Annotated in this window: 20 protein-coding genes and 1 riboswitch; of the genes, 9 read left to right on the top strand and 11 right to left on the bottom strand. The window is 69.7% G+C overall.

All coding sequences use genetic code 11. From position 1 onward, the window contains the following. A partial coding sequence (locus tag J7I97_RS12110) for a helix-turn-helix domain-containing protein (RefSeq protein WP_214933721.1) occupies positions 1-605 on the bottom strand: 605 nt, incomplete at its 3' end. 118 nt (positions 606-723) lie between these two features. On the opposite strand from J7I97_RS12110, the gene J7I97_RS12105 reads away from it, so the two are divergent. After that, positions 724-1,089, top strand: a complete 366-nt coding sequence (locus J7I97_RS12105) for a DUF6415 family natural product biosynthesis protein (RefSeq protein ID WP_214933718.1) — start codon at positions 724-726, stop codon at positions 1,087-1,089. Between the two features lie 652 nt (positions 1,090-1,741). Here the strand turns inward: J7I97_RS12105 and J7I97_RS12100 are convergent. The 3 genes from J7I97_RS12100 to J7I97_RS12090 form a co-directional block, all read right to left on the bottom strand. Then, positions 1,742-2,761 carry a ribonucleotide-diphosphate reductase subunit beta gene (locus J7I97_RS12100; protein WP_214933716.1) on the bottom strand — a complete coding sequence of 340 codons (1,020 nt, stop codon included), beginning with the start codon at positions 2,759-2,761 and terminating at the stop codon, positions 1,742-1,744. Next, entirely contained in the window at positions 2,761-5,175 is a 2,415-nt protein-coding gene (locus J7I97_RS12095) for a ribonucleoside-diphosphate reductase subunit alpha (RefSeq protein ID WP_214933715.1), read from the bottom strand. The genes J7I97_RS12100 and J7I97_RS12095 overlap by 1 nt, the downstream gene beginning before the upstream one ends. A 150-nt stretch (positions 5,176-5,325) precedes the next feature. Next, positions 5,326-5,458, bottom strand: a riboswitch (cobalamin riboswitch). Between the two features lie 43 nt (positions 5,459-5,501). After that, positions 5,502-6,014, bottom strand: a complete 513-nt coding sequence (locus J7I97_RS12090) for a GNAT family N-acetyltransferase (protein WP_214933712.1) — start codon at positions 6,012-6,014, stop codon at positions 5,502-5,504. Positions 6,015-6,091: 77 nt separating this feature from the next. Between J7I97_RS12090 and J7I97_RS12085 the strand changes: the two genes are divergently transcribed. Then, the gene (locus J7I97_RS12085; protein WP_214933710.1) at positions 6,092-6,676 is read left to right on the top strand and encodes a Uma2 family endonuclease; all 585 of its coding nucleotides are present in this window, start codon (positions 6,092-6,094) and stop codon (positions 6,674-6,676) included. A gap of 43 nt (positions 6,677-6,719) precedes the next feature. On the opposite strand, the gene J7I97_RS12080 is transcribed toward J7I97_RS12085, so the two are convergent. The 3 genes from J7I97_RS12080 to J7I97_RS12070 all read right to left on the bottom strand — a co-directional run bounded on the left by J7I97_RS12080 (position 6,720) and on the right by J7I97_RS12070 (position 10,054). After that, positions 6,720-6,923 (bottom strand): YbdD/YjiX family protein, encoded by a 204-nt coding sequence (locus J7I97_RS12080; protein WP_214933708.1) that lies wholly within the window; start codon positions 6,921-6,923, stop codon positions 6,720-6,722. Next, the gene (locus tag J7I97_RS12075; RefSeq protein WP_214933705.1) at positions 6,920-9,127 is read right to left on the bottom strand and encodes a carbon starvation CstA family protein; all 2,208 of its coding nucleotides are present in this window, start codon (positions 9,125-9,127) and stop codon (positions 6,920-6,922) included. Before J7I97_RS12075 ends, J7I97_RS12080 begins: the two co-directional genes overlap by 4 nt. 162 nt (positions 9,128-9,289) lie before the next feature. Then, positions 9,290-10,054, bottom strand: a complete 765-nt coding sequence (locus tag J7I97_RS12070) for a GntR family transcriptional regulator (RefSeq protein ID WP_123080305.1) — start codon at positions 10,052-10,054, stop codon at positions 9,290-9,292. A gap of 291 nt (positions 10,055-10,345) precedes the next feature. On the opposite strand from J7I97_RS12070, the gene J7I97_RS12065 reads away from it, so the two are divergent. From J7I97_RS12065 to J7I97_RS12045, 5 genes are all read left to right on the top strand, one after another. Beyond that, a complete protein-coding gene (locus J7I97_RS12065) occupies positions 10,346-11,626 on the top strand; it encodes an extracellular solute-binding protein (protein WP_214933703.1) in 1,281 nt (426 codons plus the stop codon). A 76-nt stretch (positions 11,627-11,702) separates the two neighbouring features. Continuing rightward, positions 11,703-12,743 carry a carbohydrate ABC transporter permease gene (locus tag J7I97_RS12060; RefSeq protein ID WP_214933701.1) on the top strand — a complete coding sequence of 347 codons (1,041 nt, stop codon included), beginning with the start codon at positions 11,703-11,705 and terminating at the stop codon, positions 12,741-12,743. Next, entirely contained in the window at positions 12,740-13,636 is an 897-nt protein-coding gene (locus tag J7I97_RS12055) for a carbohydrate ABC transporter permease (protein WP_214933699.1), read from the top strand. The genes J7I97_RS12060 and J7I97_RS12055 overlap by 4 nt, the downstream gene beginning before the upstream one ends. A gap of 7 nt (positions 13,637-13,643) precedes the next feature. Next, positions 13,644-15,143, top strand: a complete 1,500-nt coding sequence (locus tag J7I97_RS12050; RefSeq protein ID WP_214933697.1) for a glycoside hydrolase family 3 protein — start codon at positions 13,644-13,646, stop codon at positions 15,141-15,143. A gap of 115 nt (positions 15,144-15,258) precedes the next feature. Then, positions 15,259-15,897, top strand: a complete 639-nt coding sequence (locus J7I97_RS12045; protein WP_251049340.1) for a hypothetical protein — start codon at positions 15,259-15,261, stop codon at positions 15,895-15,897. Positions 15,898-15,991: 94 nt separating this feature from the next. On the opposite strand, the gene nagB is transcribed toward J7I97_RS12045, so the two are convergent. Continuing rightward, positions 15,992-16,777, bottom strand: a complete 786-nt coding sequence (nagB, locus tag J7I97_RS12040) for a glucosamine-6-phosphate deaminase (RefSeq protein ID WP_214933695.1) — start codon at positions 16,775-16,777, stop codon at positions 15,992-15,994. A 691-nt stretch (positions 16,778-17,468) separates the two neighbouring features. On the opposite strand from nagB, the gene J7I97_RS12035 reads away from it, so the two are divergent. Continuing rightward, positions 17,469-18,938 (top strand): sensor histidine kinase, encoded by a 1,470-nt coding sequence (locus J7I97_RS12035; RefSeq protein WP_214933729.1) that lies wholly within the window; start codon positions 17,469-17,471, stop codon positions 18,936-18,938. A gap of 156 nt (positions 18,939-19,094) precedes the next feature. Here the strand turns inward: J7I97_RS12035 and J7I97_RS12030 are convergent, their stop codons facing one another. Then, positions 19,095-19,352, bottom strand: a complete 258-nt coding sequence (locus J7I97_RS12030; RefSeq protein ID WP_004937597.1) for a WhiB family transcriptional regulator — start codon at positions 19,350-19,352, stop codon at positions 19,095-19,097. A 319-nt stretch (positions 19,353-19,671) separates the two neighbouring features. Beyond that, the gene (locus J7I97_RS12025) at positions 19,672-20,637 is read right to left on the bottom strand and encodes a diacylglycerol kinase family protein (RefSeq protein WP_214933693.1); all 966 of its coding nucleotides are present in this window, start codon (positions 20,635-20,637) and stop codon (positions 19,672-19,674) included. 84 nt (positions 20,638-20,721) lie between these two features. Between J7I97_RS12025 and J7I97_RS12020 the strand changes: the two genes are divergently transcribed. Next, complete coding sequence (locus tag J7I97_RS12020; protein WP_214933691.1) at positions 20,722-21,180, top strand: hypothetical protein; 459 nt, start codon at positions 20,722-20,724, stop codon at positions 21,178-21,180. Positions 21,181-21,259: 79 nt separating this feature from the next. Here the strand turns inward: J7I97_RS12020 and J7I97_RS12015 are convergent, their stop codons facing one another. Continuing rightward, on the bottom strand, positions 21,260-22,273 hold the full coding sequence (locus J7I97_RS12015; RefSeq protein WP_308363268.1) for an RNA polymerase sigma factor SigF: 1,014 nt from the start codon (positions 22,271-22,273) through the stop codon (positions 21,260-21,262).

The raw sequence follows: 22,273 nt of genomic DNA, 5'->3' as shown, positions 1-22,273 counted from the left end.
CAGGTCATTTTCAAGAGAGCCAGATAAAGGGCCTGGCGGCGGAGGAGGAACTCGCCTGTCCGGGCCTCCTCGGCAGTCCGGCGCATCCGTCGAAAGAACCGCCGTCGGTCGTCCGCGGACAACTCGGGCCGGTTGGGCGCGGGGCCTCGGCGTGGCCTGGTCGGGGCTTGCAGGGCGCGCATAGGCTCAGGGGTTACCCCGTTCAGCGGCCAAGCCAGCATCTCGACGAGGTCGCGCTGTATGACCCATGCGCCCAGAGGGCTGTCACCCGTGGGCTCGTCGTCGGTGAGCGCGCTCGCCAATAGGACATCCGCTTCCAGCGCCTTTTCGAGGGCGAGGAGCAGTGTTGGGCTCGCACCCATGCGCATGAGCCGGTGGCGGTGCACCAGCATTTGGCCGACGGCCAGTGAAGTCAGGGGCCGTCGGCCTGACTCCCATCCTGCCACGGTGTCGGGGGAGACCTGGAAGGCTTCGGCGACAGACTCCTGAGTGTGGTTCAGCTGCTCTCGGGTCACGCGAAATACGTAGCCGGACACTATGCTGCCGCGGCTGCGATGCGGGATTCCCTGACTGCGGGTCAGGGTGCGGTTCACGTTGCTGTCCATGACGCCCCTTCAGCCTGCGAGCTGCGCCCAAACTACCCGTACTCGGGGTCACTTCGACCGATGCGCCGCGAATCCTACGCTCGTCTCACCACCCGCTGACGACGTAGGGAGCACGGGTATGCAGCCGACCAGGGACGAAATCGACGAGGTCACGCGCCTCGTCCGGCGCGCGCTGGTGCCGTACAACCTGAAACCCAGCGCCGAGGACATCGCCTCGCTCACCGACGATCTCATTACCCATGGCCAGCGCCACGTAGCCCGCGCTCAGGCCATCCGCAAAGCGCACCGGGTCACTGGCGCTCTTCAGGACTGGGAGGCCCTGATGACGCGCGGGCCGGAGGGCGACCCCCTCGGGAACTGGAACTACGCGCGCAGCATCGCGCGGGTAGTTCGGATCCTCCACAATGCCCTGTTGGAAGAGGGCCGGCGCCGCGAGTCCGTCGGCCGCACCGCGCTTCCTCCCATCGTGGACAGGACGCTGTGACCACGCCACCCACGTACCCAACGGGAGGCTGGACCGCTCAGCCGCGTAAGTGCCGGCGCTGCGGAGCCGAGCCTCTCCCCCTCGGCGGCCCCGAGGGCGGGGCGACGGTTCACGAGAAGGACTGCCCCCGCGAGATCCAGTGACTCCCGCCCTGGCCGCGCATCTGCCAGGACCCACGGCCCGGGGCGGGCTCCAGCACCTCCACCACAACAAGGAGGCACCACCGCATGACTATCACCCCCTAGGCGACCACCACCAGGGACGCCCGGGGCCTGCTGAGCCGGGACGATTTCGCGGCGGTCGTCGCGACCGTCGCCAAGGACAATCCCGAAATGGGCTGGCCATGGCGTGCGGTGGGTTTCGAGCCTGCCCTGGAGCTGTGGAGCAGTCCCGATGCCGGAGTCGTGGGGGGTGGCCGCGACGCGTGAAACGCAGCTGTCGACGTCCCGTGGCCCGGAGAAGCCTCCGGCACGCGGGTTCATCGTGAAGCCGCCGGCTCGCAACTGAATCGCAGGTCTCAGCCTCGGTCTCCCCTGGTGGGAGGCCGAGGCCTTCACATCTTGGAGTACCGCCGTGCCCTCGGTCCGCTGATCAGCGGCGATGCCTCCTCCCGATTCTCAAGATCTAAGAGGAGGCCAAGCCTGTCGCCGAGTTAGAAGTCCTCGTCCAGGTCGACCGTGCCCTCGACCGCGACCTGGTAGGCCGACGGGCGGCGTTCGAAGAAGTTCGTCAGTTCCTGGACGCCCTGGAGCTCCATGAAGGAGAACGGGTTCTGCGAGCCGTACACCGGCGGGAAGCCGAGGCGGACCAGGCGCTGGTCCGCGACGCACTCCAGGTACTCGCGCATCGACTCGGTGTTCATGCCGGGCAGGCCGTCACCGCACAGGTCGGAGCCGAACTGGAGCTCCGCCTCGACGGCCTCCTTCAGCATGTCGGTGACCTGCTGCTCCAGCGCGTCGTCGAAGAGCTCCGGCTCCTCCTTGCGGACCGTGTCCACGACCTCGAAGGCGAAGTTCATGTGCATGGTCTCGTCTCGGAACACCCAGTTGGTGCCCGTCGCCAGGCCGTGCAGCAGGCCCCGCGAGCGGAACCAGTACACGTACGCGAAGGCGCCGTAGAAGAACAGGCCCTCGATGCACGCCGCGAAGCAGATCAGGTTGAGGAGGAAGCGGCGGCGGTCGGCCTGCGTCTCCAGGCGGTCGATCTTCTCGACGGAGTCCATCCACTTGAAGCAGAACTGCGCCTTCTCGCGGATCGACGGGATCTCCTCGACCGCGTCGAAGGCGGCCGCGCGGTCGTCCGGGTCGGGGAGATACGTGTCGAGCAGCGTCAAGTAGAACTGGACGTGCACGGCCTCCTCGAACAGCTGGCGCGACAGGTACAGGCGCGCCTCCGGGGAGTTGATGTGCTTGTACAGGGTCAGCACGAGGTTGTTCGAGACGATCGAGTCGCCCGTCGCGAAGAACGCGACCAGCCGGCCGATCATGTGCTGCTCGGCGGGCGTCAGCTTCGCGAGGTCGGCGACGTCCGAGTGGAGGTCGACCTCCTCGACCGTCCAGGTGTTCTTGATCGCGTCCCGGTAGCGCTCGTAGAAGTCCGGGTAGCGCATGGGGCGGAGGGTGAGCTCGAAGCCCGGGTCCAGGAGGTTCTTGGCGGACTGGGTGGTGCTCATTACTGGCAGGCCTCGCAGGACTCGGGGTTCTCAAGGGAGCAGGCCAGCGCGTCGGCGTCGACGGCCTGCGGGAGGGTGGCGGGGACGGCGGCCTGCGCGGCGCGGGCGATCTTCGTCGCCGGGCGCGAGCGCAGGTAGTACGTGGTCTTCAGACCCTGCTTCCAGGCGTACGCGTACATCGAGGACAGCTTCCCGATGGTCGGCGTCTCCAGGAACAGGTTCAGCGACTGCGACTGGTCGAGGAACGGGGTGCGTGCCGCCGCCATGTCGATCAGGCCGCGCTGCGGGATCTCCCACGCCGTGCGGTACAGCTCGCGGACCTCGGCGGGGATCCAGCCGAAGCCCTGGACCGAGCCGCTGGACTCGCGCAGCGCCTCGCGGGTCTGGGCGTCCCACACGCCGAGCTGCTTCAGCTCCTCCACCAGGTAACCGTTGACCTGGAGGAACTCACCGCTCAGCGTCTCGCGCTTGAAGAGGTTGGAGACCTGCGGCTCGATGCACTCGTACACGCCCGCGATCGAGGCGATCGTCGCGGTCGGGGCGATGGCGAGGAGCAGCGAGTTGCGCATGCCGGTCTTGGCGACGCGGGCGCGCAGCGCGTCCCAGCGCTCCGGCCAGTTCAGCTCCACGGCGTCGCCGTAGTGATCCGGGTGCAGGACGCCGCGGGCGGTGCGGGTCTGCTCCCAGGCCGGCAGCGGGCCGCTGCGCTCGGCGAGGTCGCAGGAGGCCTCGTACGCGGCGAGCATGATGCGCTCGGAGAGCTTCGTGGACAGCGCCTTCGCCTCGGCGGAGTCGAAAGGCAGCTTCAGCTTGAAGAAGACGTCCTGGAGGCCCATCGCGCCCAGACCCACCGGACGCCAGCGGGCGTTGGAGCGCCCGGCCTGCTCGGTCGGGTAGAAGTTGATGTCCACCACGCGGTCGAGGAAGGTCACGGCGGTGCGGACGGTCTCGTCCAGCCGCTCCCAGTCGATGTCGCGACCGTCAGCCGTGTCGATGACGAATGCGCCCATGTTGACCGAGCCGAGGTTGCAGACGGCGGTCTCGCCGTCGTTGGTGACCTCGATGATCTCGGTGCACAGGTTGGAGGAGTGGACGACCGAGCCCGGCTCGGCGGTCTGGTTCGCCGTGCGGTTGGAGGCGTCCTTGAAGGTCATCCAGCCCTGGCCGGTCTGCGCGAGGGTGCGCATCATCCGGCCGTAGAGGTCGCGGGCGGGCATGGTCTTGCGGGCCAGGCCCGACTCCTCGGCCTTGCGGTAGGCGGCGTCGAACGCGTCGCCCCACAGGTCGACCAGCTCGGGTACGTCGGCCGGGGAGAACAGCGACCAGTCGGCGTCGGCGTTCACGCGGCGCATGAACTCGTCCGGCACCCAGTGCGCCAGGTTCAGGTTGTGCGTACGGCGCTGGTCCTCACCGGTGTTGTCGCGGAGCTCCAGGAACTCCTCGATGTCCGCGTGCCAGGTCTCCAGGTAGACGGCGGCGGCGCCCTTGCGGCGGCCGCCCTGGTTCACGGCGGCGACGGAGGCGTCGAGGGTCTTCAGGAACGGCACGATGCCGTTGGAGTGGCCGTTGGTGCCGCGGATCAGCGAACCGCGGGCGCGGATGCGGGAGTACGAGAGACCGATGCCGCCGGCGTGCTTGGAGAGGCGGGCGACCTGGTGGTAGCGGTCGTAGATCGAGTCGAGCTCGTCCAGCGGGGAGTCCAGCAGGTAGCAGGAGGACATCTGCGGGTGCCGGGTGCCGGAGTTGAACAGGGTGGGGGAGGAGGGCAGGTAGTCGAGGCGGCTCATCAGCCGGTACAGCGAGGCCACTTCCTCCAGGGCCTGCATGCTGCCGTCCTCGGCGAGGCCGCAGGCCACGCGCAGCATGAAGTACTGCGGGGTCTCGATGACCTGGCGGGTGATCGGGTGGCGCAGCAGGTAGCGGCTGTGCAGGGTGCGCAGGCCGAAGAAGCCGAAGCGGTCGTCGGCGCCGTCGGAGAGCGCGTGCTCGACCAGCGCGTCCAGGCGGGTGGCGTGGGTACGGACGAACTCGGCGGTGCGGTCGGCGATCAGGCCCTCGCGGTGGCCGACCTCGACGGAGGCGGCGAAGGAGGTGGCCCCCTGGCCGGCGGCCTCGTCGCGCACGGCCAGCGTCAGCAGGCGGGCGGCGAGGCGGGAGTACGCCGGGTCCTCGGAGATCAGCCCGGCGGCGGCCTCGGTGGCCAGCCCGCGCAGCTCGGCCTCGTCGGCGGCGGCGCTGCGGCCGCGGAGCGCGGCGGCGGCGACCCGGCCGGGGTCGGTGTCGGGCAGGTCGGCCGTCAGCTCGGTGAGGGTTCGCAGCAACGCGGCCCCAGGGCCCCCGGATTCGGTCGCGGCCTCGGACTCGGACTCGGACGGGACGGAGTCGGTGCGCGGTGCGGAAGGCGCGATGGTCACGGGGGGAGCTCTCCCTTGCTCGGCTCCGGGACACCGGCGGTGCGGGGCGCGAGCGGGCGCGCGCGGGCAGGGCCTGGCAGGGCTCACGTACACCGCACGGCGTCCACCGGCCCAACCGCGGGGCCCGGACGTATCGACACCCGGTTCGGTCGAGCCGGGCGCACTGTCGGCAGGTCCTCGGACTTGCGGGATGCACCAATGGGTGCACTTCATACCGTTGCGGGACAGTTCCGGATTCGCACCGGATTCCCCTGCGGCGACAGCGAGCATGAGCATACATGTGGGGGGGCGTCGATGCGCGACCCCCCACATGTTGTGTCGGCCTGCTACCGGTTCGGTACGCGCAGCTCCAACGCGTAGGTCAGCAGCGGCACCGTGGGGATGGGGGACCAGTCCCGCTCGGGGGTCCGTACGAAGCCCAGCCGCTCGTAGATCCGGTGCGCGGCGGGGCTCCCGGCCTGGGTGGAGAGCACCAGCCGGGTCACGCCCTCGATGGCCTGGGCCCGCTCGACGCAGGCACGCACCAGGGCCTCGCCCGCGCCCCGGCCGCGTCCGGCGCGGGCCACGGTCAGCATCCGGAACTCGGCTTCGCCGGGCCCGGCGATGTCGGCCATGCGGCTGCCGGGCGGGGCGAAGGTCACACCGCCCAGCAGGACGCCGTCCAGCGTTGCGACGAGCACCTCGGCGTCGGCGGCCCGGCCGGCGACGTCGCGCAGCGCCCGTTCGTAGGCGTCGTCCTCGTTGTTCTCCAGGAGCCCGTCGTCGAGGTAGGCCTGCGCGGTGATGTCGCCCAGCTCCGCGTAGTCGTCGGGCACGGCCGTTCTGATCACGATGTCCATGGGGACGAGTCTGCGGGACGGCTGTCGGAGTCCGGCGCTATCGTCGGAGACAGACCGTCGACGAAGGCGAGCGAGGCATGACCGTGATGACCGACAGGCCCCACATGCTGACCGAGGAGTTCGAGGCCCTGGCGCGCATAGCGGCTCGCGAGAGGGAGGGGACGCGGCTGGAATTCATCGACGGGGTTATCAGGAGCAAGGCCATGCCGGACGGCGACCACCAGACGATCATCGAGTGGCTCACGCGGATCTGCATGCAGTACCGGCCGGAGCTCTGGCTGCACGGGGGGCAGGGGATCAAGGCCCAGGCGTATCGGGGAGGGCGGGCCATCCCGGACGCGGTGCTGGCGCCTTCCAAGGCATTCGCCGGGCAGGGCGACTGGGTCGACCCCGACCCGATCCTCATGGCCGTCGAAGTGACCTCGTGGGATTCGGACACCCACCGGCGGGACCATGTCGAGAAGCCCCGCGCCTACGCGGAGACGGGTATCCCCGTCTACCTGCTGATCGACCGGGCCAAGTGTGAGATCTCCGTCTACAGCCAGCCCAACGGCCGACGGTACGAGAGCGTCCACATCGTGCCGTACGGCACGGACATCGAGCTCCCCGACCCCGTAGGCATCACCCTTCAGACCGAGCACCTCAAGGACTGGGTGCGCTGAACGCTGAAGGGCCGCCGCGGTGCGCGGCGGCCCTTCAGCCGGGTCAGCAGCAGCGGAAGCCCTCGCGGGGGTCCCCCTCGCGGGCGTCCGTGCGGGCGTGCTCGAAGGCGCGCCGGGTCAGGACCTCGGCGGCCGGGTCGTGCGAGCGGGTGTGCGCGACGTAGCGGTCGTACGCCGCCTCGCCCGAGAACTCCCGTACGTAGAACCGGGCCTTCGCCAGCGCCGCGCGGACGCGGACGCCGGTCACGCCACCGGCTCCTTCACGCGGCCGCCGCCCGAGTCCAGGCCGGCGGCGGCGAGTTCCGCCCGCTCATCGGCCGTCGCGATCAGACCCGCCGGGGCGATGATCTTCGACTTCGTCCACGGGGTCTCCGACAGCTTCACCGACTCCGGGCTGCTGATGGCCTTGAAGCAGGTCCGGGCCGCGTCGAGCAGCACGATGATGATCAGGATCGCGAACAGCGCCGACAGGGCGCCGTCCACCGTGGCGTTGGTGACCACGGTGTGCATGTCGTCCATGCTCTTGGCGGGCGGCAGCACCTTGCCCGCGTCGATCCCGGTCTGGTATTTGTCGCGCTGCGCGAAGAAGCCGACCTTCACGTCCTCGGAGAAGATCTTCTGGTAGCTCGCGGTGAGCGTGACGGCCACGTCCCACGCCAGCGGAACCCCGGTCACCCAGGCCCACTTGAGCCGCCCGGACTTGACCAGCAGCGTGGTGCAGACGGCCAGGGCGACCGCCGCGAGCAGCTGGTTCGCGATGCCGAACAGCGGGAACAGCTGGTTGATGCCGCCCAGCGGGTCCTTGACGCCAACCCACAGGAAGTAGCCCCAGCCGCCGACGACGAGCGCGCTCGCCAGCCACACGCCCGGCTTCCAGCTGACGTCCTTGAAGGACTTGTGCACGTTGCCGAGGGTGTCCTGGAGCATGAACCGGCCGACCCGGGTGCCCGCGTCGAGCGTGGTCAGGATGAAGAGGGCCTCGAACATGATGGCGAAGTGGTACCAGAAGGCCTTCATTCCGGCGCCGCCGAACACGGACGAGAAGATCTCCGACATTCCGAGTGCGAAGGTCGGCGCACCGCCGGTACGGGACAGCAGGCTGGTCTCCTCGACATCCTTCGCGGCCTGCGCGAGGAGGTCCGGGGAGACGGCGAAGCCGAAGTTGGTCACCGCCTGCGAGGCGGTCTCCACCGTGGTGCCGATGACACCGGCGGGGGAGTTCACCGCGAAGAACAGGCCGGGCTCGATGATGGTCGCCGCGATGATCGCCATGACGGCGACGAAGGACTCGGTCAGCATGGCGCCGTAGCCGATGACCCGGACCTGGGTCTCCTTCTGGATCATCTTCGGGGTGGTGCCCGAGGAGACCAGCGCGTGGAACCCGGACAGCGCGCCGCAGGCGATGGTGATGAAGACGAACGGGAACATCGAACCGGCGAAGACCGGGCCGTCCCCGCGCGTCGCGAAATCGGTGATCGCGGGCATCTTCAGCGTCGGCACGGCGATGACGACGCCCACCGCCATCAGTGCGATGGTGCCGACCTTCATGAAGGTGGAGAGGTAGTCGCGGGGCGCGAGCAGCATCCACACCGGCAGCACCGAGGCGATGAAGCCGTACGCGACCATCCAGATGATCAGCGTCTCCTTCTCCAGGGTGAAGGTGTCCGCCAGCGAGGACTCCGCGACCCAGCCGCCCGCGACGATGGCGAGCAGCAGCAGGGCGACACCGATGACCGAGACCTCGGTGACCCGGCCCGGCCGCAGCACGCGCAGGTAGAAGCCCATGAAGAGGGCGATGGGGATGGTCATGCCGATGGAGAAGACACCCCAGGGCGAGTGTGCCAGCGCGTTGACGATGACCAGCGCGAGCACCGCCAGCAGGATGATCATGATGGCGAACACGGCGATCAGGGCGGCGGCTCCGCCGATGGGGCCGATCTCCTCCCGGGCCATCTGGCCGAGCGAACGCCCGTCGCGCCGGGTGGAGAAGAACAGGGTGACCATGTCCTGGACGGCGCCGGCGAAGATGACGCCCGCGACGATCCAGATGGTGCCCGGCAGGTAGCCCATCTGCGCGGCGAGCACGGGTCCGACCAGCGGGCCCGCGCCGGCGACGGCGGCGAAGTGGTGGCCGAAAAGCACCCGTCGATCGGTGGGGTGGAAGTCGACGCCGTTGTCCAGGCGTTCGGCCGGGGTGGCCCGCGTCTTGTCCACCTTCAGCACGCGGTTCACGATGAACCGCGCGTAGAAGCGGTAGCCGATGGCGTACGAGCCCAGCGCGGCGGCGAGCAGCCAGGCGGCCGAGATCTCCTCGCCGCGCGAGAGGGCCAACACCCCCCAGGCGATGGCCCCGATGAGCGCCACGAGCACCCAGACGGCGACCGACTTCGGCGTGAGCGCCCCTGACGAGCCTCCCGCCGGCCCCTGCGAAGGAGAAGGCGAGCCCGGCATGTTGCCGGGACTCGCCGCGTTCCGTTCTGAACCTGTTGCTTCCGGTTCCGGCATGATCCTCGTCCCCTCGTCGATCATCTGCGTAAGCGCAGGGAATCTACGGGGGCCTGCCCGGTGAACGTAAGCCCCCGCCCGCATAGCGGTACGAGAGTCAACTACGTATCAGACGGCGGGGCGCTGGAGCCGGGCGACGAATTTGTAACGATCGCCGCGGTACACGGAGCGGACCCACTCGACGGGCTCTCCGTCGGCGTCCAGCGAGTGCCGGGAGAGCATCAGCATCGGCAGGCCGACGTCGGTGCCGAGCAGTCCGGCCTCGCGCGGGGTGGCCAGCGAGGTCTCGATGGTCTCCTCGGCCTCGGCGAGGCGGACGTCGTACACCTCGGCCAGGGCGGTGTAGAGCGAGGTGTACTTGGCCAGCGACCGGCGCAGCGCGGGGAAGCGCTTGGCCGAAAGGTGGGTGGTCTCGATGGCCATCGGCTCGCCGCTGGCCAGACGCAGCCGCTCGATGCGCAGCACCCGTCCGCCGGTGGCGATTTTGAGCAGCCCGGCGAGGGTGTCGTCGGCCGTCACGTAGCCGATGTCGAGGAGCTGGGACGTCGGCTCCAGGCCCTGGGCCCGCATGTCCTCGGTGTACGAGGAGAGCTGGAGCGGCTGGGAGACCTTGGGCTTGGCGACGAAGGTGCCCTTGCCCTGGATGCGTTCCAGCCGGCCCTCGACGACGAGCTCCTGGAGCGCCTGCCGCACGGTGGTCCGGGAGGTGTCGAACTCGGCCGCGAGCGTGCGCTCCGGCGGCACCGGCGTGCCCGGGGGCAGGGTCTCGGTCATGTCGAGCAAGTGCCGCTTGAGTCGGTAGTACTTGGGCACACGCGCCGTGCGAGTGGCTGCCCCGCCTTCCGGCTCCGTGGTCGCCCCTTCGGTGGCCATCGCCGCCCGCCTTCCCGACTCCAGTTTCGCTGCCGTCACCGGCTCCTCCGATATGTGCGGTCACATCGTGACACGGGCGGGAGGACAGGCCTCCTCCCTCCCCCAGGTGTCGGTCCGATAACGGACCGATCACCCGCTCATTAGACCCTTGACACCCCTAAAGGTCTAGGCCAAGCTCCGGTTGCTGGTCTACACCAATATGGATCAGATCCCGGCCCCACGTGCAGTACTTCGCGTATGTCGCCGCGGCGGGCAAGGGAAGTGCAGGCAGGCATCCCTGAGGAGGGTGGCGTGAAGCGCAAGCTCATCGCGGCGGTTGGAGTCGCGGGCATGGTTATCGGCCTCGCGGCGTGCGGTGATTCCGACAGCAAGGGGGGCGACAAGGCCTCCGGCGCCAAGGAGCTGACCGTCTGGCTGACGGTTGATGCCCAGAACAACTGGCCCGACCTGGTGAAGGCGGCCGACGACGCGATTGTCGCGAAGCACCCGGGTCTCACGATCAAGCACGAGTACTACGGCTGGCCGGACAAGAACGCCAAGCTGGACGCCGTGCTCGCCACGGACAAGGCCCCGGACGTTGTCGAGATGGGCAACTCCGAGATGATCGGCTACATGTCGACCGGCGCCTTCTCCGAGATCGACGCGTCGAAGTTCGAGAACTCGGCCGCCTGGCTGGACGCCCTCAAGGAGTCCGTGACCTACGACGGCAAGACCTACGGCGTCCCCTACTACGCCGGTGGCCGCGTGGGCACCTGGCGCAAGGACCTCGCCGCCGAGGCCGGCATCACCGCCGCCCCGAAGACCTGGGCCGAGTACACCGCCGCCCTCGACAAGATCCAGGCCGCGAAGGGCGACAAGTTCAGCGCCCTCTACCAGCCTTCCCCGGACTGGTACGCCGCGATGTCCTACGTCTACGACGCCGGCGGTGCCATCGCCAAGAAGGACGGCGACAAGTGGAAGGGCAGCCTGTCCTCCGCCGAGTCGCTGAAGGGGCTCAAGCAGTACAAGGAGCTCCTCGACAAGTACATGCACGCGGACAAGACCAAGGACGAGTCCGACCGCCCGGTCGTCTTCGCCCAGGGCAACTCCGCCGCGATCTTCGCCGCCGCGTGGGAGGGCGCCACCGCCGCCGACCCGAAGAACGACAAGGTCGGGGGGCTGGGGGACAAGCTGGAGAACTTCGTCCAGCCCGGCCCGAACGGAAGGAACCTCCCCGTCTTCCTCGGCGGTTCGGACCTGGCGGTCCCGGCCAAGTCCAAGGCCAAGGACATCGCGGGCGAGTGGATCAACGCCTTCACCGGCGCCCAGGGCCAGAAGGGCCTGATCGCCAAGGGCAACCTGCCCAACAACAAGACGGACCTCGGCCCGCTGAAGGCCGACCCGAAGACCGCGGTCGGCGCCACCGCCGCCGAGTCCTCCTGGTTCGTCCCGACCGCTCCGGGCTGGGGTCAGATCGAGAAGGGCAAGGTCCTGCAGACCATGCTCCAGGAGATCGGCACCGGCAAGAAGTCGGTCGAGGACGCGGCCAAGGCCGCTGACGCCGAGATCGACAAGGTCATCAACACCAAGTGACCTGTAGTCAGCAGGGCCCCGCCGGACCGGCGGGGCCCTGCTGCCCGTCAAGAGAGGGACCCCCGAGGAGCGCGCGATGAGTGCCGCACAGACAACCGCCGCCGACCTGCCGCCGGCGAAGCAGAACACCTCCCCAGGAGCCGGGGCCGGGACCGGGACCGGGACCGGGACCGGAAGCATGGGCAGCGAGCCGGGGAAGGCCGGGAAGACGGGCAAGGCGGCCCGCAAGGGCTCCGGCGCCACGCCCTGGCTGCTGCTGGCCCCGTGCCTGCTGGTCATCGTCCTCGTCATGGGGTACCCGCTCTTCAGACTCGTGTCCCTCTCCTTCCAGAGCTTCGGCAAGTCCGAACTCTGGGGCTTCAAGGACGCCCAGTTCGTCGGCTTCGACAACTTCTCGAAGATCCTCGGCGACGGAGAGTTCTGGACCGTCGTCCTGCGCACGGTGGTCTTCGCGGCCGGCGCGGTCATCCTGACCATGGTCATCGGCATGCTCATCGCGCTGCTGCTCCAGCGGGTGTCGGGCTGGGTCAAAGCGCTCGTCAGCATCGCCCTCGTGGCGAGCTGGGGCATGCCGATCATCGTCGCCACCGCCGTATTCAAATGGCTCTTCGACGCCGACTACGGCGTACTCAACTACCTGATGAGCAAGCTCCCGGGCGTCGACATGATCGGCCACAACTGGTTCGCCAGCGGCCCCCAGGGCCTCGCGGTGATCATGCTGCTGGTGGTCTGGGGCGCGGTGCCCTTCGTCGTCATCACCCTCAGCGCGGGCCTGACGCAGGTCCCCAAGGAGCTGGAGGAGGCCGCGCGCCTCGACGGCGCCGGCGCCTGGGGCGTGTTCCGCCACGTCACCCTGCCCATCCTGAAGCCGGTCATCGTCATGCTGACGACCCTCTCGGTCATCTGGGACATGGGTGTCTTCCCGCAGGTCTTCGTGATGCGCAACGGCAACCCCGAGGCCGAGTTCCAGCTGCTGACCACCTACTCGTACCAGCAGGCCTTCGTGGTCAACGACTACTCGGGCGGCTCCGCGATCGCCCTCGTGACCGTCGTGCTGCTGCTCGGAGTGGTCGCCGTCTACATGCGCCAGATGCTCAAGATCGGAGAGGTGGAGTGACCTCGACCACCGCGACCCCGACCACCGCGACCCCGCCCCCCGCGACCCCGACCGTCGCACGCCGCAAGCAGCACAGGGCGAAGTCCAGGCTCGGCTGGAACCTCGTCGGGCTGCTGGTCTTCGCCATCGTGGGCTTCCCGGTCTACTGGATGCTCAACACGGCCTTCAAGCCGGCCAAGGACGCGATCGACCCGAACCCGCACTTCTTCCCGCGCACTTTCACGCTGGACAACTTCAAGCGGGCACTGGAGATCTCCGACTTCTGGGGTCCCGTCGGGCGAAGCATGATCGTCTCGCTCGTCGTGGTCACCATCGGCATCGCGGTCGGCATGCTGGCCGCCCTGGCCATCTCCCGCTTCGCCTTCCGCGGCCGCAAGATCGTGATCGTCGGCATCCTCGCCGTCCAGATGATCCCGCTCGTCGCGATGATCATCCCGGTCTTCCTGCTGCTGAACGACCTCGGCCAGTACGACAAGCTCACCGGCCTGATCATCACGTACCTCACCTTCATCCTCCCCTTCACCGTGTGGACGCTGCGCGGCTTCATCGTCAACATCCCGAAGGAGCTGGAGGAGGCCGCCCAGGTCGACGGCTGCACGCCGACGGGCGCCTTCCTGCGCGTGGTCTTCCCGCTGCTCGCCCCCGGCATGGTCGCCACCTCCGTCTACGGCTTCATCCAGGCGTGGAACGAGTACCTCTACGCCCTGATGCTGATGAGCCAGCAGAACCAGACGGCGACCGTCTGGCTGGGCAACTTCACGACGAAGAACGGCACCGAGTTCGCGCCGATGATGGCCGGCTCCACCATGATGGCCATCCCGATCGTGATCCTCTTCCTCATCGTCCAGCGCAAGATGGCCGCGGGCCTCACCGCCGGCGCCGTGAAGGGATGACGCCGCCATGACTGTCCTCGCGCACCGCACGGACACCCTGACCCGCGACGCCCTCGCGGTCCTCCAGCCCGGCTTCGAGGGCACCACCGCCCCCGGCTGGCTGCTCCGCCAGGTCGGCGAAGGCCTCACCGCCGTCGGCCTGTTCGGCCGCAACATCACCTCGCCCGAGCAGCTCGCCGCGCTCACCGCACAGCTGCGCGCCGTACGGGAGGACGTACTCGTCGCCATCGACGAGGAGGGCGGCGACGTCACGCGCCTGGAGGTCCGGGGCGGCTCGTCCTTCCCCGGCAACCTGGCCCTCGGCTCCGTCGACGACACCGCCCTGACCCGGGACGTCGCCCGCGAGCTGGGCCGCCGCCTCGCCGGGTGCGGGGTCAACCTCAACTGGGCGCCGTCCGCCGACGTCAACTCCAACCCGGACAACCCGGTCATCGGCGTCCGGTCCTTCGGCGCCGGCACCCACCTCGCGGCCCGGCACACCGCCGCCTACGTGGAGGGCCTCCAGGCCGCCGGCGTCGCCGCGTGCACCAAGCACTTCCCCGGCCACGGCGACACCAACGTCGACTCGCACCACGCCCTGCCGCGCATCGACGTGGACCTGGACACCCTGGCGGCCCGCGAGCTCGTCCCCTTCAAGGCCGCCATCGAGGCCGGCACCAAGGCCGTGATGAGCGCGCACATCGTGGTGCCCGCGCTGGATCCGACCCGCCCGGCCACCCTCAGCCCGCAGATCCTGACCGGGCTGCTGCGCAAGGAGCTCGGCTACGAAGGCCTGATCGTCACCGACGGCATGGAGATGAACGCCATCGCCGGGACGTACGGCATCGAACGCGGCTCGGTCCTGGCCATCGCGGCCGGCGCCGACGCGATCTGCGTCGGCGGCGGGCTCGCCGACGAGGCGACCGTGCTCCGGCTGCGGGACGCGCTGGTCGCGGCCGTACGCGAGGGCGCCCTTCCCGAGGAGCGGCTCGCGGACGCCGCCGCCCGGGTACGGGAGCTGGCCGAATGGACCCGGCAGGCCCGGGCGGCCGCCGCCACGCCGGGCGCACCGGAGGGGAGCGCGCCCGGCATCGGCCTGACGGCGGCCCGCCGCGCGGTGGTCGTCTCGGGTGCGGCGGCGCCGCTGACCGCCGCCCCGTACGTGGCCACGCTCGCGCCCGTCGCGAACGTGGCCGTGGGCGACGAGACCCCGTGGGGCGTGGCCGGTGAACTGGCCGCGCTGGCCCCGGGGACCGAGTCGGGCGTGTACCCGCAGGGCTCGGCCGCCGGGGACATCCTGGCGGCGGCGGGCGGGCGCACGGTGGTCGCGGTGGTCCGCGACGCGCACCGCCACCCGTGGATGACCGAGGCCCTGGACGCGTTGGTCGCGGCCCGGCCGGACACCGTCGTGGTCGAGATGGGCCTGCCGCGGGCCGAGCCGCGCGGGGTGCTGTACATCGCTACGCACGGAGCCGCGCGGGTGTGCGGGCGTGCGGCGGCGGAGGTCATCGCGGGCGTCCGCGCCTGACCCCTCCCGTACCCCGGACCGGATCCGGAGCCGGGCACCCGTCACGGGGGTGCCCGGCTCCGCCGTTCCCGGGGGCGGTTAGGGTCGGGGCCCAGGCCGGCCAGGGGAGGCAGCGATGGCGTTCGGCAGGAGCAGACCGGCGGAGGAACCGCCGGTGGAGCAGGTCCGCTGGGAGGCAGTGCACAAGTTCGTCATCGGCAGCGTCGAACGCCCCCTCACAGCCAAGCGCAAGCGGGTGGTCATGGGCCTGACGGCGGTACGGGTACCCAAGGGCGGCAAGGACCGGCGTGTCCTCGCCCCCTGCGCCTATCCCGGGTCCGGCCTCACCCTGTACGAGGACCCGGGGGCGCGGCGTCTGCTCTGCTCCGTCGATGCCCCCGAGGAGGTGGACGGGGAGCGCCGGCACGTGGTGCGCGATGCGGGCGGGGAGCCCATCGGGACGATCCGCAGGATCGCGCCCCGGCGCCCCTTCAAGCACACCTGGCGCATCGACCAGCCGGGCCACCCCGAGATCGTCGGCCGCAACGAATGGGCCGGCGGGCAGGGCGTCTTGAAGGCCGCCATGGCCCTCGCGGACTCCGCGATGGGGATGGGGATCGAGGGCGGCGACCAGCGCTCGAAGCCCCGGACGCTGGAATGGCGGGCCGGCGACCGGACCGTGATGGTTTCCGGGGGCGGTGAGGAGGTCACCATCCGGGCCTCCTGGCTCGACCGGCGGCTGGCGTTCGCGTTCGCCCTGCTGGGAGACCGCTGAGCGGCTGCCGCTGGTTAAGGCCGGACTCCGCCGAACGGTGAAGGCCGGACTACCCGCGGAGTCCGGCCTTCGGTGTGTGCGGGTGCGCCGGTGTCTACAGACCCTGCCAGGAGGGCTTGTTGGCGTAGGTGTGGCGGAAGTAGTCCGCGAGCTTCAGCTTCGAGGCGGCGGCCTCGTCCACGACGACGGTGGCGTGGCGGTGCAGCTGGAGCGCGGAGGCCGGGACCAGTGCGGACAGCGGGCCCTCCACGGTCTGCGCGACGGCCTCGGCCTTGCCCTCGCCGGTGGCCAGCAGGACCAGGTGGCGGGCGTCCAGGATGGTGCCGATGCCCTGGGTGATGACGTGGTGCGGGACCTGGTCTATGTCGTTGTCGAAGAAGCGCGCGTTGTCGACGCGGGTCTGCTCGGTCAGCGTCTTGATCCGGGTGCGGGAGGCGAGGGAGGAGCAGGGCTCGTTGAAGCCGATGTGGCCGTCGGTGCCGATGCCGAGCAGCTGGAGGTCGACACCCCCGGCCGCGGCGAGCGCCCGGTCGTACGCCTCGCACGCGCCCACGATGTCCTCGGCGGAGCCGTCGGGGCCCATGAAGGACGCCTCGGACAGGCCGAGCGGCCGGACGACCTCGCGGAGCACGACGGCGCGGTAGGACTCGGGGTGCCCGGACGGCAGGCCCACGTACTCGTCGAGCTGGCAGATGCGGGCCTTGGAGGCATCGACCTGGCCGGCCTTGACCTTGGCGGCGAGGGCCTCGTAGATGGGCAGCGGGGTAGAGCCGGTCGCCACGCCGAGCAGGGCGTCGGGCTTGCGGCGGACCAGGGCGGCCATGGCCTCCGCGATGAGCTCGCCGCCTGCCTTGGCGTCCGGGACGATGACAACTTCCACGCGGTGCCTGCCGATCTGGAGTCGTGGTGTGGTATAGACCAATCTAGCAGAGGTGGGGCGCCTCGGACCGGACTCCGCCCAATCCCATGGTGATCCGGATCCGCCGGCCGGGCCTCCCGGGCGGGCGGGGGCGGGCTCCCTGCCGCGGCTTGGGTGGGAGCGCCTCAGGGGATGTCCCGGCAGGCCCGCTGGGGAGCGGCTCGGAAGAGCTGGAGGCGGTCGCGGACGGGCCGCCGTACTCGCCTGGCCGGCGTCGCGCGCCGTGGGGGATCCGCACGGGCGTGCCGGGATTCTGACCGGGATTTCGGCTCGAAGCCCGAAGATCCCGCCGGGAAATTCCGCCCAGAAATTCCTCTGGGCCACGGTGCCGGGACGGGACCCTCAGCCCGTCCGGCACCGCAGCCCGGAGTACTTTCGGCCGGCGGGTGTGCGGTTCCCGGCGGCCGGTGGGAGGGGCCTGCGCGGTCAGGGCAGAGCGCGCGGCTTCCTCGATCCGTCCTCCTGTGCGGGGAGGGCGGAAGCTTAAGGCAATTGTGGACTAGACCAATCTGTTCTGTCCATCCAATGACAGGCCTTGCAATCCCGTCACTTCCTCCAACAGTACGCGGACTACGGGCTTCCTGGGTACTCCTGAGTAGTGCCGTGGGGAAAGTCATGGCCGTACCCGGGGTACGCTCGCAACGTGCCCTCCATGAACGACCTCGTACGCCAGCACACCGCTCTCAGTGAAACCGACCTGGAGTGGCTCCACCTGCTGGTCTCGGAGTGGCAACTGCTCTCCGATCTCTCCTTCGCCGACCTCGTGCTGTGGGTTCCCACCCTGGACGGCACCCGGTACGTCTCGGTCGCGCAGATGCGCCCCAACACCGGCCCCACCTCGTACCAGGACGACATGGTCGGCCACCTGGTGCCCCGCGGCCGTCGCCCCCTGCTCGACGCCGCGCTCGACGAGGGCCGGATCGTGCGCGAGGGCGACCCGGAGTGGCGCGAGGAGGTGCCCGTCCGCGTCGAGTCGATCCCCGTCCGCCGCGAGGGACGGGTACTGGGAGTGATCGCCCGCAATACCAACCTGCTCACTGTGCGTACACCGAGCCGGCTGGAGCTGACCTACCTCCAGTCCGCCTCCGACCTGGCCCAGATGATCGCGGCGGGCTCCTTCCCGTTCCCCGGCCAGCAGGTCGACATGGACGCCTCCCCGCGCGTCGGCGACGGCCTGATCCGGCTCGACGCCGACGGCGTGGTGACGTACGCGTCCCCGAACGCACTCTCCGCCTACCACCGGCTCGGCCTCGCCTCCGACCTGGTCGGCCAGCACCTCGGCAACATCACCTCCGAACTCGCGCCCTCCCGGGGCCCGGTGGACGAGGCCCTGGTGAAGCTCGCCAGCGGCTGGGCCCCGCGCGAGACCGAGGCCGAGGGCAACGGCGGGGTCATCCAGCTGCGCGCCATCCCGCTCAAGCCGAAGGGGACCCGGATCGGCTCCCTGGTGCTGTGTCGCGATGTCACGGAACTGCGCCGTCGCGAACGTGAATTGATCACCAAGGACGCGACCATCCGGGAGATCCACCACCGGGTGAAGAACAACCTCCAGACCGTGGCCGCGCTACTGCGGTTGCAGGCCCGCCGGATGGACTCGGAGAACGGCCGCGAGGCCCTGAACGAGGCCGTGCGTCGCGTCGGTTCCATCGCGATCGTGCACGAGACGCTCTCTCAGAACCTTGATGAGCGGGTCGAGTTCGACGAGATCGCGGACCGCGTGATCGCGATGGTCGCGGAGATCTCGCCGGGCAAGGTGGACTGCCGACGGCTCGGCCGGTTCGGGATCCTGGACGCGGAGGTCGCCACTCCGCTGTCGATGGTGCTGACCGAGATCCTCCAGAACGCACTGGAACACGCCTTCACCCAGGGGGAGGGCGGCACGGTACAGGTGTCCGCGACCCGCTCCGGCACCGGTCGCGCGGACGGCCGTCTGCTGATCACGGTGCTCGACGACGGATCCGGTCTGCCCGAGGGATTCGACCCGCAGCGGGCCGGCAATCTCGGGCTGCAGATCGTACGGACCCTCGTCGAGGGGGAGCTCGGCGGCACATTCGACATGCTCCGGGTGGAGCCGCGCGGCACCAAGGTCGTCCTCGACATCCCGGCCAGCCCGCAGAAGTAGTACGGCGCCTGTCACTCAGGGTGACTGACGCGTGGCCGGAGCACGCCGGACAGCACTGAGCCCCGGACCGAGAGTTACCGGTCCGGGGCTCAAGAGCACGTTGCTGAGCGCTTATATGGGTACTACGCGCTGCGGCTCGAGGCTCGAAAGTCGATGTCAGGCGGTGGCGTTGCGCGCCCGATTGCGAGCGGCGCGGCGCTTCATCGCGCGGCGCTCGTCCTCGCTAAGACCGCCCCAGACGCCGGAGTCCTGACCGGACTCGAGCGCCCACTGCAGGCACTGCTCCATCACGGGGCAGCGGCGGCAGACGGCCTTGGCTTCCTCGATCTGCAGCAGCGCAGGACCGGTGTTGCCGATGGGGAAGAAGAGTTCCGGGTCTTCCTCGCGGCAAACGGCGTTGTGACGCCAGTCCATGGCTGCTCCATCTCCTTGTATTGCGAACAGGTTGCTTGTGAATGTGAACGCTTTCACGAATCCCCTCGTGAGGGAAGGGCCGACGCCCAGTTTCCCGGTGCGGTCCGTGATTCGTGGTGGGGTTCTGGCGGTCTGTGTGGGTGCCGGGTCCTGCGGGCTGTCCCGATCGCCATGTAGAGATTCGCAAACCTCGGACGGGGATACAACCCCTTCCGGAAAGTTTTTTTTGATTCGTCGGTGTCTAGTAGGTCACAGCCCTACTTCCTAGGGGTGGACCGGCGTGTAAACGTTCGAGTGAAAGGGCTTTGGGGCCTTCCACTCACACAATCACACGCAGTGCACGGCGTACGCCTGTGAACCGAACGCTGGTCCGCAGACCGAGGTGGTCTCCGTCCATCTGGAAGGGAAGTGGGACCTTCGAATGCAAGGTGAAGTCGGTCAGATCGTGCAGGGACACCGCATGTCTGCCGTGCGGGCCGCGCTCAGGAGTCGAGGTCAGGAGCTGTGTGGCGTACCGGGCGACAGCTGGAGTTGACAAACGGTTGAGCGCCAATACGTCAAGTGCGGTATCGAACGACGCCTCCGGAGAGGCGTAAAGCGGACGATTGCCCAGATACGTCCACGGCGAGGTGTTGCAGACTATCGACAGCACCAGATCCGTCACGGGATCCGCGCCGGGACGCTCCAGCGTCACCGTGCCGTGTCGCCGGTTCGGCTCTTCCCAGAACTGACGCATCAGCTGTCGTACATACAGGGCATGCGTCGAACGCTTGCCGCGCTCCCGCTGCTGCTCGACCCGCCCCACCACACCCGCGTCGAAACCGAAGCCCGCGCAGAAGGTGAACCAGCGGGCCGGAACCGATTCATCCTCCGTGCCGGGGGTGCCGGCCGCGAGGCCCAGGCCCACCGTGCGCTCGCGCTGCTCCCGCAGTGCGTCCAGCAGGGCGCCGGTCGCCTCGACCGCGTCGTTCGGCAGCCCGAGGGCGCGGGCGAACACATTGGTGGAGCCGCCGGGGACCACCGCCAGCCTGGGCAGCCGGTCCGGATCGGGCCCGTTGTGCAGCAGCCCGTTGACCACCTCGTTGACCGTGCCGTCGCCGCCCAGTGCCACCACGAGGTCGATTCCCTGGTGCGCCGCCTTGCGGCCCAGGTCCCTGGCGTGGCCCCGGTACTCGGTGGTGACCGCCTCCAGCTTCATCTCGCTGGCCAGGGCGTGCGTCAGGACATCGCGCGTGCGCGCACTGGTGGTCGTCGCTGCTGGGTTGGCCACGAGAAGTGCACGCATGAGCGTCAGCCTACCCACCCGGTGTTACGCGGCCCATACTGCCCGTCCCTCCGGGGGTGGGCGGGGCGCGGCTACCCTGCTGGGGTGAGTAAGAAGCCCACCCCGAATTCCCCCGCCACCGCCGCCGGGACGCCCGTGGCTCCCGCGGCGCTGCCCGGCCGGCTGACCGCCGCCGCCGCGCTCACCGCGCTGGAGGGCCTGGTGCTGGCAGGCCTCGGCGTCTACATGCTGATCGTGGGCGTCGTCGGCGACGTCGACTCCCCGACGCAGGCCGAGACCGGGGGCGTGACCGTGCTCGCGCTCGCCGCGCTGCCGCTGATCGCGGCCCGCGGACTGCGCCTGGGCCGCCGCTGGAGCCGCGGGCCGGCGCTGATCACCCAGCTGCTCTCGGTTCCGGTGGCGTGGACCCTCTGGAGCACGGGCGGTGCGATGATCGCCGCCGCGGTGCCGCTGGCACTGGCCGCGCTGGCCGTCGTCGTCCTGCTGGTGAACCCGACGGCCACCGAGGCATTGGGAATCGGGTCTGGGGAACAGACCCGATAACCCGTACATCACTCTGTACGTCGTCCTTCTGGTCCTTCTGGTCCTTCTCGTTCTTCTCGTTCTACGCGTTCTCCACGTTCTACTCCTCGACGAGGAGCTTCTCCCGGAGCTGGGCCAGGGTGCGGGCCAGCAGGCGGGAGACGTGCATCTGGGAGATACCGACCTCCTGCGCGATCTGCGACTGGGTCATGTTGCCGAAGAACCGCAGCAGCAGGATCCGCTTCTCCCGCGGCGGCAGCCCCTCCAGCAGCGGCTTGAGGGACTCGCGGTACTCGACCCCCTCCAGCGCCTCGTCCTCCGAGCCCAGCGTGTCCGCGACCGCCGGCGACTCGTCGTCCGTATCAGGGACGTCCAGGGACAGCGTGCTGTAGGCATTGGCTGATTCCAGCCCCTCCAGCACCTCCTCCTCGGAGATCCCGAGCCGCTCGGCCAGCTCGTGCACCGTGGGGGAGCGGCCGTGCTGCTGGGACAGCTCCGCCGTGGCCGTCGTCAGCGAGAGCCGCAGCTCCTGAAGGCGCCGGGGTACGCGGACCGCCCAGCCCTTGTCGCGGAAATGCCGCTTGATCTCGCCGACCACCGTGGGGGTGGCGTACGTCGAGAACTCGACACCGCGGTCCGGATCGAACCGGTCCACCGACTTGATCAGGCCGATCGTCGCGACCTGCGTCAGGTCGTCCAGCGGCTCACCGCGGTTGCGGAACCGCCGGGCCAGGTGCTCGACCAGCGGCAGATGCATCCGCACCAGCCGGTTGCGCAGCTCGGCCCGCTCCGGCGACCCCTCGGGCAGCTCCCGCAGCTCGAAGAACAGGGCCCGCGCGCCACTGCGGTCACGCGGATCCGGCAGTGCCACCGGCGGAGCCGGGGCCTGCGGAGCCGGGGCCTGGGGGGCCGTGGCAGCGGCCTCCGGTGGCTGTGATGGTTGTGGTTGGTCGTGCTGGTTCTCGCTCATAGGGCCCGCCCGTCGCTCCGCCGAGTCCAAAAAGCCGTCTTCCGCATCCGCGTCAGCCGGGTGCGGCCGGGCGTGCAGCTGCTCCGGGATGCCGCCGTCGACCTCGTGCCGTACCCGGGGCCGATCCCCGCCCCGCACCGGGAT

The organism is Streptomyces sp. ISL-87, assembly GCF_018614095.1.
GTDB lineage: Bacteria > Actinomycetota > Actinomycetes > Streptomycetales > Streptomycetaceae > Streptomyces.
The sequence above is the reverse complement of the archived record's forward strand: the minus strand, read 5'-3'. Positions and strand labels throughout refer to the sequence as shown.

What these genes read in the sequence shown, in the direction of transcription:
- J7I97_RS12060 (WP_214933701.1), top strand. Translation starts at nt 11,703, where the DNA reads ATGAGTGCCGCACAGACAACCGCCGCCGACCTGCCGCCGGCGAAGCAG.
- J7I97_RS12070 (WP_123080305.1), bottom strand. Translation starts at nt 10,054, where the DNA reads ATGGCCACCGAAGGGGCGACCACGGAGCCGGAAGGCGGGGCAGCCACT.
- J7I97_RS12025 (WP_214933693.1), bottom strand. Translation starts at nt 20,637, where the DNA reads ATGCGTGCACTTCTCGTGGCCAACCCAGCAGCGACGACCACCAGTGCG.
- J7I97_RS12090 (WP_214933712.1), bottom strand. Translation starts at nt 6,014, where the DNA reads ATGGACATCGTGATCAGAACGGCCGTGCCCGACGACTACGCGGAGCTG.
- J7I97_RS12105 (WP_214933718.1), top strand. Translation starts at nt 724, where the DNA reads ATGCAGCCGACCAGGGACGAAATCGACGAGGTCACGCGCCTCGTCCGG.
- J7I97_RS12100 (WP_214933716.1), bottom strand. Translation starts at nt 2,761, where the DNA reads ATGAGCACCACCCAGTCCGCCAAGAACCTCCTGGACCCGGGCTTCGAG.
- J7I97_RS12030 (WP_004937597.1), bottom strand. Translation starts at nt 19,352, where the DNA reads ATGGACTGGCGTCACAACGCCGTTTGCCGCGAGGAAGACCCGGAACTC.
- J7I97_RS12035 (WP_214933729.1), top strand. Translation starts at nt 17,469, where the DNA reads ATGAACGACCTCGTACGCCAGCACACCGCTCTCAGTGAAACCGACCTG.
- J7I97_RS12045 (WP_251049340.1), top strand. Translation starts at nt 15,259, where the DNA reads ATGGCGTTCGGCAGGAGCAGACCGGCGGAGGAACCGCCGGTGGAGCAG.
- J7I97_RS12050 (WP_214933697.1), top strand. Translation starts at nt 13,644, where the DNA reads ATGACTGTCCTCGCGCACCGCACGGACACCCTGACCCGCGACGCCCTC.
- J7I97_RS12075 (WP_214933705.1), bottom strand. Translation starts at nt 9,127, where the DNA reads ATGCCGGGCTCGCCTTCTCCTTCGCAGGGGCCGGCGGGAGGCTCGTCA.
- J7I97_RS12085 (WP_214933710.1), top strand. Translation starts at nt 6,092, where the DNA reads ATGACCGTGATGACCGACAGGCCCCACATGCTGACCGAGGAGTTCGAG.